We start from the raw sequence: 14724 nt of genomic DNA, 5'->3' as shown, positions 1-14724 counted from the left end.
CGCCGCCCCGGGGGCTCGGCCTGACCGTCTTTTTGCACGTCGGCGGACCCGTCCCGGAGGTTGCGGGCGCCCTCGCCGGGCAGGATGGGAGGGCAGACGGGGCAGGACGCGGGAACGGAGTCAGCGGTGCGGTGCGGGGTGGGTGCCCCCGGGCTCGGCGGGCTCATGGCGGTGGTGCTGGCCGCCGCCTGCTCTCCTCCCGCCGACGACCCCTTCCTCGGCCAGGACGCGGCCTGGCGGCCCTGTCACGAGAGCGGGCGGACCACCGGCCCCGCCGACCGCGGAACCGATCCGGAGTGGCTGGAGAGCCTGGAGTGCGGCACGGTCACGGTCCCCCTGGACCACGACGAGCCCGGCGGCAGGACCCTCGACATCGCCCTGGTCCGCGCGCCCGCCAGCGGCCCGCCGGAGGAGCGCCTGGGCTCCCTGGTCGTCAACCCGGGCGGCCCCGGCGCCTCCGGGGTCCGGGCCCTGGACACGCCCCTGTTCGGCGACGACGTCCGCGCCGCCTTCGACCTCGTCTCCTTCGACCCGCGCGGCGTCGGGGACAGCGGCGGCTTCGCCTGCGGGGACCGGTACGCCCTGGTCGAGGCACGCCAGGGCGTGGCCGGCACCGACCCCGGCGACCTGGACGCCGTCGAGCTCCAACCCCTGGAGGACGCCGCCCGCAGGTACGCCGGGGCCTGCGCGCAGACCGTGGGGGAGGAGTTCCTGGCCCGCCTCGGCACCGTCCACGTCGCCCATGACCTCGACATCGTCCGCGACGCCCTGGGCGAGGAACGGCTGAACTTCGTCGGCCACTCCTACGGCGCCCACCTGGGCGCCCTCTACGCCCACCTGTACCCCGACCGCGTCCGGGCGGCGGTCCTGGACGGCGCCGCGGCGCCCGGCACCTCCAACGCGCGGGCCGCCGTCGAGCAGGTCGCCGCCCTCCAGGGCGCCTGGAACGCGTTCGTGGCCCACTGCGCCCGCGACGCGGCCTGCCCGTTCGCCGGAGCGGACCGCGCCCCCGGCTCCGGCGGCTCCGGAACCCTCAGCGAGGCCGACGTCCGGGCGGCCGCACTCCTGCGCGGCCTCGACCGCGTCCCCGCCGAGGCCGAGGGGATCCCGGTGGACGGGCGCGCGCTGACGGCCATGGTCGTCATGGAGCTGTACCGCGAGGACGGCTGGGACCTGCTCGCCGACCTGTTCACCGCCCTCGCCGGGGACGACGCCGAGGGGACCGCGCTCCACCTCGGGCGGCTCCACGACCGCACCTTCGGCGCGTACGCGCGGGCGGGCTCCGACGAGGCCGTACCGGGAACGGAGCACCAGGACCCGGGCGCGGTGTTCACCGCCGTGAACTGCGCGGACCGCGCCGACCCGGTGACCGTGGAGGCCTACCGCGACGCCGCCGACGAGGCGGCCGACCTCGCCCCGCTGTTCGGCCCCGACCCGGTGTGGGACCACCTGCCCTGCGCGTACTGGCCCGAGACGGGGCGGGTTCCCACGGCGACCGCGCCGGACGCGCCCCCGATCGTGGTCGTGGGCGCCGTCGGCGACCCCGCCACCCCCTACGCCTGGGCCGAGGACCTGGCCGAACGGATGGAGACCGCCACCCTGGTCACCTACGAGGGGGCGGGGCACACCGTCTACGGCACGGGCCGCAGCCCGTGCGTGGACGAGGCGGTGGACGCCTACCTGCTCACCGGAGAGGTCCCCGAGTCCGGGCTCACCTGCCCCGGCGCACTCGACTGAGGCCCTCGGCCCCGGCCCCACCCGCCCGCCGACCGGCGCCCGAGCCCGTGTACGCGGCCCGGCGCGTACACTCCAGTCATGGCCGATACGCACGAGGTGGAGCAGGGTCCGTCCCGGACCGCCCTCGTCCCGGGCCCGGCCACCGCGGCCCTCCCGGCCGTCAGCCTGTCGACCTCCGTCCTCCCGGCGACGCCCCGCACCGGTCTCACGGCCCTGCACGGCCACGGTTAGCGACCTCTCCACGTAGTTCCGGCCGCCCCGGAGGCGGCCGCGCCCGCGACCTCCCGCGCCCCGCGGCTCGTCACCCTCCGCGCGCACCGCGCGCCTCCTCGCCTCCGTCCGAGCCCATGGCGGGCCGGACCGGGGTCTCCCCAGTCCCGCACCACTCTCCACGCCAGCCGGCCCCGTCGGCTGCGCCCGCGGGTGCGGCCGTGCCCACGGCGTCGGCCGCACCACTCCCGAAGGGACCTCCCGTGAAGCTGAGCGAACTGCTGTACGGCCACGACCACCAGGTACTGCACGGAGACGAGGACACACCGATCACCTCGGGGCCGTGCCTGGACGCCGACCGCGTGACTCCCGGTTCGCTCTACGCCGCCCTGCCGGGACACCGCGAGGGCGGTCCCGAGGCACTGGGGGAGGCGCTCGCGCGCGGGGCCGCCGCCGTGCTCGTCGAGGGTCCGGACCCGGCCGGGCACCGGCCGGCGGACACCGGCGCGTGCGTGGTCCGGGTACCGGACGCGCGGATCGCGACGGCACTCGTCTCGGCGCGCTACCACGGCGAACCGGGGCGCGCCATGGACGTGGTCGCCGTCACCGGCACCAACGGCAAGACGTCGGTGTCGTCCATGTACGAGTCGCTGCTGACGCTCTCCGAGGGCGCCCGGGTGGGGGTCATCGGAACCTCCGGGGCCCGGGTCGCCGGCGCCCCCATCCCCATGCCGAGGTCCGTGCTGAGCACGCCGGAGTCACCGGACCTCCAGTACCTGCTGGCGTGTATGCGCGACCGGGGCGGCGACAGCGTCGTGCTGGAGGCGACGTCGATGGGACTGCTGAACCACAGGGTGGACGGCTCCTTCGTCGACGTCGGGGTCTTCACCAACCTGACCCAGGACCACCTGGACGACCACGGCACGATGGAGAGCTACACCAGGGCGAAGATGCTCCTGTTCCAGGGCATGTGCCGACGCGCCGTGGTCAACGCCGACGACCCCGTGGGCGCCGCGATCCCGGCCCTGATGCCCGGCGCCGTGACCACCTACGCCGTCGACGCCGACGCGGACTACCGGGCGACCGACCTGGTCGTCGACGCCTCGGGAACGCGGTTCGTCCTGCACCACGACGGCCACAAGTACCCGGCGGCGATCCCCGTCCCGGGCCGGTTCTCGGTGTCCAACGCGCTGGCCGCGGTGGCGGCCTGCCACGTCCTGGGCCACGACCTGGGCGCACTGGTGGACGCCCTCGACCGGATGCCGCAGATCCCGGGCCGGTTCGAGCACTTCGGCACACCCGAGGGGGTCTCCGTCATCGTGGACTACGCCCACTCGCCCGACTCGCTGGACAAGGTCCTGTGCACGATCCGCGGATTCGCCCCGCGACGGGTGCTCACCGTCTTCGGCTGCGGCGGCGACCGGGACACCACCAAGCGCGTTCGGATGGGCGAGATCGCGGCCACCTACTCCGACCTGTGCGTCCTCACCTCGGACAACCCCCGCTACGAGGACCCGGAGGCGATCATGGACCAGGTCGCCCCGGGCATCGCGGCGGTCGGCGCACCCTTCGCACGGGTCGGCGACCGGCGCGGGGCCATCGCCCTCGCACTGTCCTCGGCCGAGCCGGGCGACGTCGTCCTGGTCGCGGGCAAGGGCAGCGAGACCCACCAGAGCGTCGGCGGCGACCTCGTTCCCTTCGACGACATGACGGTCGTGCGCGAGCTCGCCCGCGCCTGAGGCCGCTCCTCCCCGGCACGGACATCCCGGAGGGGACGCCGCCCGGCGGGGGAAGGGGCGCCGCACGCACGACCGCCCCGGCCGGATCCGGCCGGGGCGGTCGTCGACGTCGAGACGGGCTACAGCTTCGAGGCCGCCGCCTCGTCCACCCAGAACACGGTCCGCTCCGCGCCGCGCGCACCGGCCACGGGGGCCTCGTCCACGCTGCCCCCGGCCAGGCCCAGCCGCACGGCCTCGGCCTTGCCCTCGCCCGAGGCCAGCACCCACACCTCGCGGGCCGTCCGGATCGACGGCAGCGTCAGGGTGATCCGCCGCGGCGGGGGCTTGGGCGAGTCGTGCACCGCGGCCACCGACGCCTCGTCCTCGCGCACCCCGGGCAGACCCGGGAAGAGCGAGGCCACGTGCGCGTCCGGGCCCACACCCAGCAGGCACACGTCGAACACGGGCACCGGCCCCCGGGCCCGCGCGGCCACCGCCAGCTCCCGGCCGTAGCGGGTGGCGGCGTGCTCGACGTGGTCGCCGTCCAGCCCGTCGGAGGCGGGCATCGGGTGCACGTTGTGCGCGGGCACCGGGACCGCGTCGATCAGCGCCGCGCACGCCTGGGTCTCGTTGCGCTCGGGGTCCTTGTCCGGCAGGAAGCGCTCGTCACCCCACCACAGGTGCACGTGCGACCAGCCGATCCCGGCCTCCAGGGCGTGGTCGCGCACCGCCTCCAGGGTGCGGATGCCGATCCCGCCCCCGGTCAGCACCAGGTGGAAGTCGCGCTTGTCGGCCTCGGCCTGGACGATCATGTTCACCAGCTTCAACGCGACGCTGTCGGCCAGCGCCCCCGCGTCGGAGTGGCGGACGATCTCCGGTTCGCTCATCCTCGTGCTCCGCTTCCGGACAGCAGCGGCTCCAGGTGCCGGGCCGCGCTCTCGTAGATCTCGTCGGGGTCCAGACGGCGCAGTTCCTCGGCCAGGGCTCCGGAGGCGGCGCGCCGCGCCAGGGCCACCGTCTGGTCGGGCTGACCGAACCGCGACAGCGTGGCCACCCGGCCGTCCACCCGGGAGATCGTGATGTCCCCCTGGTCGGTGGTCAGGCGGACCTCGGTCAGGCCGGGGCCGTGCGAGGTCTCGCGGGCCACCGGCACGTCCAGCCGGTCCGACAGCCACGCGGCCAGCAGCTCGGCGCTCGGGTAGTGCGACTCGGCCGTCACACTGGCCGAGGTCACCCACCCGCAGGGCTGGTCCATGGCGCTGGCCAGCAGCGAGCGCCACGGCGTCAGCCGGGTCCAGGTCAGGTCGGTGTCGCCCGGGCTGTAGTGGGACACCCGCTCCAGCAGGTCGCTCACCGGGTCCGGGGCGCGCAGCGCGTCGGTGATCCGGCGCTGGGCCAGGCGTCCGATCGGATCGGCGGCCGGGTTGGCCGGGCCCACGCCCGGCCACCACACCACCACCGGCGCCTCGGGCACCAGCAGCGGGGTGAGCACCGAGTCCGCGTGCTCGCCCAGCGGCCCGTACAGCCGCAGCAGCACCGCCTCGCCGGGCCCCGAGGTGCCCGGGCGGCGGATCTCGGCGTCGATGGCCGGTTCGGCGTCGGGGTCGCGCCGCACCAGCGCCACCACGCGCGAGGGGTGCTCGCGGCCCGCCTCGGTCGCGGCGCGCACCGCGTCGTAGTGGTCGGCCTCGTCGGTGACGATGACCAGGGTCAGGACCATGTTCATGGCACCGCCGCCCACGCTGAGCCGCTCGGCCATGAGCGCCTCGGCGATCTGCGAGGTGGTGGTGCGCGGCAGGTAGAGCGTCATCGGTTCCTCCCGGCGGGGTCGTGGCTGTTCACGGGCGCCGCCACTGGCGTCCGTCCCTGGAGAGCAGCTGCTCGGCCGACTCCGGGCCCCACGTGCCCGAGCCGTACTGCTCGGGCTGGCCCGCCTTGGACCAGTACTCCTCGACCGGGTCCAGGATCCGCCAGGACAGCTCGACCTCCTCCTGGCGCGGGAACAGCGGCGGGTCGCCGATGAGCACGTCCAGGATGAGCCGCTCGTAGGCCTCGGGGCTGGCCTCGGTGAAGGACTGCCCGTAGGCGAAGTCCATGCTCACGTCGCGGACCTCCATGCTGGCCCCGGGCACCTTGGAGCCGAAGCGCAGCGTCACGCCCTCGTCCGGCTGGATGCGCAGCACCAGGGCGTTCTGCCCCACCTCGCTGACGTCGGTGCGCGGGAACAGCTGCTGCGGAGCGGCCTGGAACACCAGCGCCACCTCCGTCACCCTGCGGCCCAGCCGCTTGCCGGTGCGCAGGTAGAAGGGCACGCCCGACCAGCGCCGGGTGTCCACCGACAGCTTCAGCGCCGCGTAGGTCTCGGTCACCGAGTCGGAGGGGATGCCCTCCTCCTCCAGGTAGCCGCGCACCGCCGCGCCGCCCTGCCAACCCGCCGCGTACTGGCCGCGCGCGGTGCCCGTGGACAGGTCCTCGGGCAGCGACACCGACGCCAGCACCTTCTCCTTCTCCGCGCGCAGCGCGTCCGCGCTGTAGGAGATGGGCTCCTCCATCGCCACCAGGGCCAGCAGCTGGAGGAGGTGGTTCTGGATGACGTCGCGGGCCGCGCCGATCCCGTCGTAGTAGCCCGCCCGGCCGCCCACGCCGATGTCCTCGGCCATGGTGATCTGCACGTGGTCCACGTAGCTGCGGTTCCACAGGGGTTCGAAGAGGGTGTTGGCGAAGCGCAGGGCCAGGATGTTCTGGACCGTCTCCTTGCCCAGGTAGTGGTCGATGCGGAACACCGACGAGGGCGGGAACACGTCGTCCACGACCGCGTTGAGGTCGCGGGCGCTCTCCAGGTCGTGGCCGAAGGGCTTCTCGATCACCACCCGCCGCCACGGCCGGATCCCGCCCTCCGGGACCTGGTCCTCCTCGGGTTCGGCCAGGCCGCTCCGCTTGAGCTGCTTGACCACGGTGGGGAACAGCTTGGGCGGCAGCGACAGGTAGAACGCGTAGTTGCCGCCGGTGCCGCGCTCGGTGTCCAGGGTGCGCACGCACTCGGCCAGGCGGTCGAACGCGTCGTCGTCGTGCAGCTCGCCCTGGACGAACCGGACGCCCTCGCTGAGCTGGCGCCACACGTCCTCGCGGAACGGGGTGCGCGCGTGCTCGCGCACCGCCTGGTAGGCCTCGTCGGCGAAGTCCTGGTCCTCCCAGTCCCGGCGGGCGAACCCCACCAGGCCGAAGCCCGGCGGCAGCAGCCCCCGGTTGGCCAGGTCGTAGATGGCCGGCAGGAGCTTCTTGCGGGCCAGGTCGCCCGTGACGCCGAAGAGCACCAGCACGCTGGGTCCGGCGATACGGGGCAGTCTGCGGTCCAAGGCGTTGCGGAGCGGGTTGGGTACCGCTCCCGGCATCACCGGTTCTTTCACAGTTCCCGTCTTTCCTGTCGAGAGTGGCCGGTGGGACGCTGGGCGCCGCCCCCGCCGGGGGGCAGGCGCGTGGGGACGGGCGGAAAGGGCACGGCCGTCCCGTCACCGGGACGGCCGCGCGGTTCAGGACAGCTTGTCGAGCTTGGCCGAGAGCGCGCTCAGCAGGCTCTCCCAGGACTTGACGAACTTGTCCACGCCCTCGTCCTCCAGCACGGCGAACACGTCGGTCAGGTTGATCCCGGCGTTCTCCAGCGCGGCGAAGTCGGCGCGGGCCTGCTCGTAGGTGCCCAGCACGGTGTTGCCGGTGATCTCGCCGTGGTCGGCGGTGGCCTCCAGCGTGGCCTCCGGCATCGTGTTGACGGTGTCGCGCGCCACCAGCTGCGCGACGTAGAGGGTGTCCTCGTAGGAGGGGTCCTTCACGCCGGTGGAGGCCCACAGCGGCCGCTGCGGCTTGGCGCCGTGCTCCTCCAGGGCCTTCCACTCGGGGGAGGCGAAGACCTCCTGGTGGGCCTCGTAGGCCAGGCGGGCGTTGGCCAGGGCGGCGCGGCCCAGCAGGGACAGCGCCTCGTCGGTGCCGATCTCCTTCAGGCGCTTGTCCACCTCGGTGTCCACGCGGCTGACGAAGAACGAGGCCACCGACTGGATGCGGGACAGGTCGTGGCCGTTGGCGCGGGCCAGCTCCATCCCCTCCAGGAAGGCGTCCATCACCTGGCGGTAGCGCTCCAGGGAGAAGATCAGCGTGACGTTGACGCTGATGCCCTCGCCCAGCACCCGCGTGATCGCGGGCAGGCCCGCGGCCGTGGCCGGGATCTTGACCATCAGGTTGGGCCGGTCCACCATCCACCACAGCGCCTTGGCCTCGGCGACCGTGCGCTCGGTCTCGTTGGCCAGGCGCGGGTCCACCTCCAGGGAGACGCGTCCGTCCACGCGGTCGGTGGAGTCGTAGACCGGGCGCAGGGTGTCCGCGGCCCAGCGGATGTCGTAGGTGGTGATCATGCGCACCGCCTCCTCCACCGTCACGCCCCGCACGGCCAGCTCGTGGACCTGCTGGTCGTAGGCGTCGCCCTCGGCGAGCGCCTTGTCGAAGATGGTGGGGTTGGAGGTGACGCCGACCACGTGGCGGGTCGACATCAGCTCGGTCAGGTTGCCGGAGCGCAGCCGCTCACGGCTGATGTCGTCGATCCAGACGGACACGCCCGCCTGGGAGAGGTCGCGGAGTGCGTTGCTCATGGGTTCTTCCGCCTTCCTGGGGGGGCGGAGCGCCGCCCCCGGTCACACACGTCAAAGGAGGACGGGCCCCGCCGGGATCCTCCGGCGGGGCCCGCCGGGGTCAGCTGCCTGCCCTGGCGATGCTCTTGCGGGCCGCCTCGACGACCGCCTCGGTCGTGAAGCCGAACTTCTCGTACAGGACCTGGTACGGGGCGGAGGCGCCGTAGTGCTCCAGGCTCACCGACTCGCCGGCGTCGCCGACGTACCCGCGCCAGCCCAGGGCGATCCCGGCCTCCACCGACACGCGGGCGCGCACGGAGGAGGGCAGCACCTGCTCGCGGTACTCCTCGCTCTGGCGCTCGAACCACTCCACGCACGTCATGGACACCACGCGGGTGGGCGTGCCCGCCTCCTGGAGCGCCTTGCGGGCGTCCAGGGCGATCTGCACCTCGCTGCCGGTGGCCATGATGATGACCTCGGGGGAGCCCCCGTCGGCCTCGGCCAGCACGTAGCCGCCCTTGACCGCGCCCTCGGCCGAGGCGTACTCCTCACGGTCCAGGACGGGCAGGTTCTGGCGGGTCAGCGCCAGCGCGGACGGGCGGTCGCCCCGCTCGATGACCTCGCGCCACACCACGGCGGTCTCGTTGGCGTCGGCGGGGCGGATCACGTCCAGGCCGTAGATGGCGCGCAGCGCCCACAGGTGCTCGACCGGCTGGTGGGTGGGGCCGTCCTCGCCCAGGCCGATGGAGTCGTGCGTCCACACGTAGGTGACCGGCAGCTGCATGATCGCGGCCAGCCGGACCGCGGGGCGCATGTAGTCGCTGAAGACGAGGAAGGTGCCGCCGTAGGGCCGGGTCGGGCCGTGCAGGGCCATGCCGTTGAGGATGGAGCCCATGCCGTGCTCGCGCACGCCGAAGTGCAGCACGCGCCCGTAGGGGCTGCCCGGGAACATCTCGCTGGCGCGGTCGAAGGGCAGGAAGGACGGCTCGCCCTTGGGCGTGGTGTTGTTGGACCCGGCCAGGTCGGCCGAGCCGCCCCACAGCTCGGGCAGCAGCGGCGCCAGGGCCGAGAGCACCTCGCCGCTGGCCTTGCGGGTGGCCATGCCCTTCTCGCTGGCCTCGAAGGTCGGCAGGGCCTTCTCCCAGCCCTCGGGCAGCCGCTTCTCGACCAGGCGGTCGAACAGTTCGGCGTGCTCCCCGGCGCTCTCGTGCCAGGCCCTGAACTCCACCTCCCAGGCGGCGCGGGCCTCGCGGCCCCGGTCCACGGCGCGGCGGGTGTGCTCGATCACCGCGTCCTCGACGGCGAAGGGCTCGTCGGGCAGGCCGAGGATCGCCTTGGTGGCGGAGATCTCGTCGGCGCCGATGGCCGCGCCGTGGATGGCGCCGGTGTTCTGTTTGTTGGGCGCGGGCCAGCCGATGACGGTGCGCAGGCGGATGAAGGTCGGGCGCTGGGTCTCGGCCTTGCCGCGCACGATCGCCTGGAACAGGGCCTCGACGTCCTCGACGTACTCGCCGGTGGCGCTCCAGTCGACCTCCTCCACGTGCCAGCCGTAGGCGCGGTAGCGCTCGGCCACGTCCTCGGAGTGCGCGATGCGGGTGTCGTCCTCGATGGAGATCCGGTTGTCGTCCCAGATCATGATGAGGTTGCCCAGCTGCTGGGTCCCGGCCAGGGCGCTGGCCTCGTGGCTCACGCCCTCCTGGACGTCGCCGTCGGAGCAGAACGCGTAGATGTGGTGGTCGAAGGGGCTGGCGCCCGGGCCGGCCTCGGGGTTGAACAGGCCGCGCTCGCGGCGGGCGGCCATGGCCATGCCGACCGCGTTGCCCACGCCCTGGCCCAGCGGGCCGGTGGTGGTCTCCACCCCCGGCGTGTGGCTGAACTCGGGGTGGCCGGGCGTGCGGCTGCCCCACTGGCGCAGGTTCTTGAGGTCGTCCAGTTCGAGCCCGTACCCGGCGAGGTAGAGCTGGATGTACAGGGTGAGGCTGGAGTGGCCGATCGACAGCACGAAGCGGTCCCGGCCCGTCCACTCGGGGTCCGAGGGGTCGTGGCGCATGATCTTCTGGAAGAGCAGGTAGGCGGCTGGCGCCAGGCTCATCGCGGTGCCGGGGTGTCCGTTACCCGACTTCTCGACCGCGTCCATCGCCAGGGCCCGGACCGTGTTGACGGCGCGGAGGTCGAGGTCCGACCACTCCAGGGTTTGCGGGGTGTGGGCGTTCACGGACTTTCGCTCTCCTTCTCGGGCACCCCCGCGCCCGTCGGCCGGAGCGCGGGGTGTGTCGGTTGCGTTCGTTCTCGAACCGCCGCCGGAACCCGGGCGGCCCGCCGTGCGGGCGGGGCCGAGCACTGCGGGAACGCGCACCCGCGGCTGTTCAGGGCGCGGACGCGGCGTCCCCGGGCGACGGCCGCCGCGGGCTGGAGACCACGACGGATTCGGCCACGATCGAGCCTATCGTCCGCTACCCGGGATGTCGTTGCCCGACACCTCTCATTACCGGCCGGTAGGGGTGTGGGGAGCGCCTCCCGGGCGGCCCTCGGCGGCGCGGCCACCGGCGGCCGCGCCGCGCGGCGGGGGCCGCGGGCGGTGCGTGGCGGGCTGGAAGCGCGTCGGGGCGTGTGCGACCCTTCAGTACACCCGGCGGACCACCGTACGCACCCAGGCCCGAGGACCAGCGGTTTTCCTTGTGAGGGGGCTGGTCTCAGGCGCGCGCGAGGAAGTACTACAGTATGTCGTTGACGGGGTTTCCGCCGATCCAGACGCTTTGTCGGTCCGCCGGCCCCCGCGTGGCGAGCAGTGTCGAAACCCCTAGAGTTGTCGAGGTATCCGCGTGTCTGAAACCGAGCCGGTGGCCCCCGGGGGGACGCGAGAGAACCGTCCGGCCGTGAGGACCGGGTACTGATGGCCCTCACCAACCGCGCCCCGCGGACGAACCCGCACGGCGACCAGCCCCAGGCCCCCCGCAGGGCCTCGCTGGGCGCCCATGTCCGCGCCTACGTCGCCCTTTCCAAGCCGCGCGTCATCGAGCTGCTGCTCATCACCACCATCCCGGTGATGTTCGTCGCGGCCGGGGGCGTGCCGCCGCTGTGGACCGCGGTCGCCACCCTGGTGTTCGGCACCATGTCGGCGGCCAGCGCGAACGCGATGAACTGCTACATCGACCGCGACATCGACCGTGAGATGCGTCGCACCCGCCAGCGCCCCGGTGCGATGGACCTGGTCACCCCGCGCGGAGCCCTCGTCTACGGCCTGGTGCTGGCCGTCGGCTCCACCGTCGGGTTCGCCCTCCTGGTGAACGTGCTCTCGGCCGTGCTGTCGGTCTTCGCGATCCTGTTCTACATCTTCGTGTACACGCTGCTGCTCAAGCGGCGCACCGCGCAGAACGTGGTGTGGGGCGGCATCGCCGGGTGCATGCCGGTGCTCATCGGCTGGGCCGCGGTGACCAACAGCCTGGACTGGGCCCCGTTCGTCCTGTTCCTGGTGGTGTTCTTCTGGACGCCGCCGCACACCTGGACGCTGGCCATGCGCTACAAGGAGGACTACGCGCAGGCCAAGGTCCCGATGCTGCCCGTGGTCGCCACCGACCGCCGGGTGCTGCTGGAGTGCGTGCTCTACAGCTGGGCCACCGCGATCGTGTCGGTGCTGTTCTGGCCGGTGGCGGGCACCACCTGGTTCTACGGCGCGGTCGCCGTCGCCCTGGGCGCGCTGCTGGTCGTCCAGGCGCACCGCCTGCTCAACCGCTCCCGCGCGGGCGTGACCGGCGCGCAGCTCAAGACGATGGGCTTCTTCCACCTGTCCAACGCCTACCTGGCGCTGCTGTTCGTGGCGGTCACCGTCGACCCCCTGATCGCGGGCCTCCTGGGCTGAGGCCGCCCCGCGCCCGCGGGCGGTGTCCCGCCGGGGGCCGCCCACGGGCGCCCGGGCCGCCACCGGTCGGGGCCCGCGCGGTCCTCCGGGCGGTCGGCCGGGGGCGAAAGCCGTGGTCGGCCCGGTTCCCGCTACGATCGGTGCCCATGCCCCGTCTCGACAGCAAGGCCATCCTCCAGGGCCGACGCTCGCGCCACTCGATGACCCTCATCCTGGGCACCACCGTCAGCGTGGTCTGCATGATCGGGATGCTGGTCTACCTGTGGCTGCTCGCCCTGGCCGGGGGAGCGGCCGCCGGGATCGACGGAGGGCTCGGCTTCGCCGTCAGCCTCGTCGCCGCGGTCATCCCCGTGTGCATCCTCGTGCCGCTCATCCTCATGCTCGACCGGATCGAGCCCGAGCCCGGATGGGTGCTGTTCTTCGCCTTCGCCTGGGGCGCGGGCGTGGCCGTGGTGGTCTCCCTGCTGCTCAACAGCTGGGGCCTGGCCCACGTCACGGTTCCGCTGTTCGGCCGCGACCTGGGCGACTTCCTGGGCACGGCGGCGGTCGCGCCGCTGGTGGAGGAGAGCGCCAAGGGCGTGGTGCTGCTCATCCTGCTCTGGCGGCGCCGCCACGAGCTGGACACCTTCACCGACGGGGTGATCTACGCGGGGATGGTCGCCACCGGCTTCGCCTTCACCGAGAACATCCTGTACTTCCTCAGCGCGTTCTTCGACGGGACCCTGGTGGCCACCTTCGCCATCCGGGGGCTGATCGCCCCGTTCGGGCACCCGGTCTACACCGCGATGATCGGCATCGGCGTGGCCTACGCCGCCATGCGCTCCGGAGCCCTGCGCCTGCTGGCCCCCGTCGCCGGGTGGGCCGCGGCGGTGCTGCTGCACGGCATGTGGAACGGGTCCACCCACTTCGGCTGGTCCGGCCTGGCCGTCGCCTACATGGTGCTCTTCGGCGTGCTCATGGCGATCCTGGCGCTGGCCGCCCGCGACCGCCACCGGCAGATCGGCGCGATCGCCCGGTACCTGCCGCCCTACGTCTCCACCGGCTTGGTCACCCCGGCCGACATCACCATGCTCAGCTCACTGCAGGGGCGCCGCAGGGCCAGGGAGTGGGCGGCGCGCAACGCCGGCCGCAGGGGCCGCGAGGCGATGCGCGAGTACCAGCTCGCCGCCACCGAGCTCGCGCTGCTGCACCGCAGGCTGGACGCCGGACTGCCCGCGCCCGACTGGAAGGTCCACCGGGACTCGTTCCTGGCGCTGATGCACGTGGCCCGGGACGCCTTCCTGGGGCGGATGCCCCAGCCGGTCGCCCCGGGCTGGGCGGAGAACCCCACCGACTCCGGCTTCCTGCGCCGGGCCGATTTCGCCCACGTCATCGCCCAGGCGCGGGCGCAACAGGACTACGTTCCCCGTCACGGTCAGCAGGATCCTCGCTGAGCTCCTGACCCGGCGGCACCAGGCGCGTGGTGGAGAAGTACAGACGGGAGATCGCGACCCAGGTCAGGGCCGAGCCCAGGACGTGCAGGACCACCAGGGCCTCGGGTAGCTCCAGGGCGTACTGGGTGTAGCCCACGACGCCCTGGAGGACGACGGTGACCAGCAGGAACACGCTGCTCATGCGGACCGGCCGCCGGGCGCCGCCGCGGAAGGCGATGACCGCGGCCAGCACGGCCCCGGCCGTGGTGAGCCAGGCCAGCGCGGAGTGCAGGCGGGTGACCGCCGCCAGGTCGAACCCCCAGCGGGGGGCCGCGGCGTCGCCGCCGTGCGGGCCGGTGCCGGTGACGACGGTCCCGGCGACCAGCAGGACGAAGCCGACCACGACCAGTCCGATGCTCAGGGCGTGCAGCATGGGCCCCGCGGACACCTGGGGCTTGCCCTCGGGCTCCTGGCAGCGCACGTACAGGGCGACCGTGATGAAGACCATCACCATGGACAGCAGGAAGTGCGCGGCCACCGAGGCGGGGTGCAGGTCGGTCCACACGGTGATGCCGCCGACCACGCCCTGGCCCAGGACGCCGAACGGCACGATGACGGCCAGCCGGACCAGGTCGGGGCGGCGCGGGCTCATCCGCATGACCGCGACGAAGGTGATGACGGCGACCGCCAGCACGACGAAGGTGAGCGTCCGGTTGCCGAACTCGATGGCCGCGTTGAGCGCGGCGTGCCCGGTGTCGATGGGCACGAAGCTCTCCGGTGTGCACTTGGGCCACTCCGAGCAGCCCAGGCCCGAGGAGGTGACGCGCACGGTGGCGCCGGTGACGGCGATTCCGGCGTTGACGACGATGTTGCCGAGCGCCCAGGCCCGCAGGGACCGCTGCGTGGGTGTCCAGATCGTGCGCGCGAGCAGCACCAGAGCGAGTACTCCCGCGGTCGCGACGGCGATCTGCCAGCCCCACAGGGGGAGTCCGAGAAGGGAGATGTCCTCCGCCGCGAGCGGGGGGACCGAGTTCGCGGCCAGCACCGCGGAGGCCGGGGAATCAGACATACGACAGACTGTAGTACATCGTCGCGGGAACCGGTGTCCACCCCCCGCGCAGTCTCCCACCTGGTCCGACGCCGCCGTTCGGCACAGGGGAAGGGGGCGCCCA

Annotated in this window: 11 protein-coding genes; 5 read left to right on the top strand and 6 right to left on the bottom strand. The window is 73.4% G+C overall.

The window, feature by feature from the left end:
• Nucleotides 1–165 precede the first annotated feature (165 nt).
• The 3 genes from EV372_RS01050 to EV372_RS01045 all read left to right on the top strand — a co-directional run bounded on the left by EV372_RS01050 (nucleotide 166) and on the right by EV372_RS01045 (nucleotide 3686).
• Nucleotides 166–1737 carry an alpha/beta hydrolase gene (locus tag EV372_RS01050; protein WP_130398693.1) on the top strand — a complete coding sequence of 524 codons (1572 nt, stop codon included), beginning with the start codon at nucleotides 166–168 and terminating at the stop codon, nucleotides 1735–1737.
• A gap of 78 nt (nucleotides 1738–1815) precedes the next feature.
• Nucleotides 1816–1968 carry a hypothetical protein gene (locus EV372_RS28945; protein ID WP_156095254.1) on the top strand — a complete coding sequence of 51 codons (153 nt, stop codon included), beginning with the start codon at nucleotides 1816–1818 and terminating at the stop codon, nucleotides 1966–1968.
• 242 nt (nucleotides 1969–2210) lie between these two features.
• Nucleotides 2211–3686 (top strand): UDP-N-acetylmuramoyl-L-alanyl-D-glutamate--2,6-diaminopimelate ligase, encoded by a 1476-nt coding sequence (locus EV372_RS01045; protein ID WP_130394388.1) that lies wholly within the window; start codon nucleotides 2211–2213, stop codon nucleotides 3684–3686.
• A gap of 119 nt (nucleotides 3687–3805) precedes the next feature.
• On the opposite strand, the gene pgl is transcribed toward EV372_RS01045, so the two are convergent.
• The 5 genes from pgl to tkt form a co-directional block, all read right to left on the bottom strand.
• Nucleotides 3806–4552: a 6-phosphogluconolactonase gene (gene pgl, locus EV372_RS01040; protein ID WP_013153995.1), complete on the bottom strand. Its 747-nt coding sequence runs from the start codon at nucleotides 4550–4552 to the stop codon at nucleotides 3806–3808.
• On the bottom strand, nucleotides 4549–5475 hold the full coding sequence (locus EV372_RS01035) for a glucose-6-phosphate dehydrogenase assembly protein OpcA (protein ID WP_130394386.1): 927 nt from the start codon (nucleotides 5473–5475) through the stop codon (nucleotides 4549–4551). The genes pgl and EV372_RS01035 overlap by 4 nt, the downstream gene beginning before the upstream one ends.
• Nucleotides 5476–5503: 28 nt before the next feature.
• Nucleotides 5504–7057: a glucose-6-phosphate dehydrogenase gene (zwf, locus tag EV372_RS01030; RefSeq protein WP_130394384.1), complete on the bottom strand. Its 1554-nt coding sequence runs from the start codon at nucleotides 7055–7057 to the stop codon at nucleotides 5504–5506.
• Between the two features lie 138 nt (nucleotides 7058–7195).
• The gene (tal, locus tag EV372_RS01025) at nucleotides 7196–8302 is read right to left on the bottom strand and encodes a transaldolase (RefSeq protein WP_130394382.1); all 1107 of its coding nucleotides are present in this window, start codon (nucleotides 8300–8302) and stop codon (nucleotides 7196–7198) included.
• 100 nt (nucleotides 8303–8402) lie between these two features.
• Nucleotides 8403–10496 (bottom strand): transketolase, encoded by a 2094-nt coding sequence (gene tkt / locus EV372_RS01020; protein WP_130394381.1) that lies wholly within the window; start codon nucleotides 10494–10496, stop codon nucleotides 8403–8405.
• Between the two features lie 678 nt (nucleotides 10497–11174).
• Here tkt and EV372_RS01015 point away from each other — a divergent pair.
• Entirely contained in the window at nucleotides 11175–12140 is a 966-nt protein-coding gene (locus EV372_RS01015; RefSeq protein ID WP_013153990.1) for a heme o synthase, read from the top strand.
• Nucleotides 12141–12286: 146 nt separating this feature from the next.
• Nucleotides 12287–13573, top strand: coding sequence for a PrsW family intramembrane metalloprotease (locus EV372_RS01010; protein ID WP_130394379.1), 1287 nt, complete (start codon nucleotides 12287–12289; stop codon nucleotides 13571–13573).
• On the opposite strand, the gene EV372_RS01005 is transcribed toward EV372_RS01010, so the two are convergent.
• Nucleotides 13509–14621, bottom strand: a complete 1113-nt coding sequence (locus tag EV372_RS01005; protein WP_130394377.1) for a COX15/CtaA family protein — start codon at nucleotides 14619–14621, stop codon at nucleotides 13509–13511. The genes EV372_RS01010 and EV372_RS01005 overlap by 65 nt on opposite strands.
• Between the last annotated feature and the right edge of the window lie 103 nt (nucleotides 14622–14724).

The sequence above is a fragment of the Nocardiopsis sp. CNZ308 genome, from assembly GCF_004217075.1.
The sequence above is the reverse complement of the archived record's forward strand: the minus strand, read 5'-3'. Positions and strand labels throughout refer to the sequence as shown.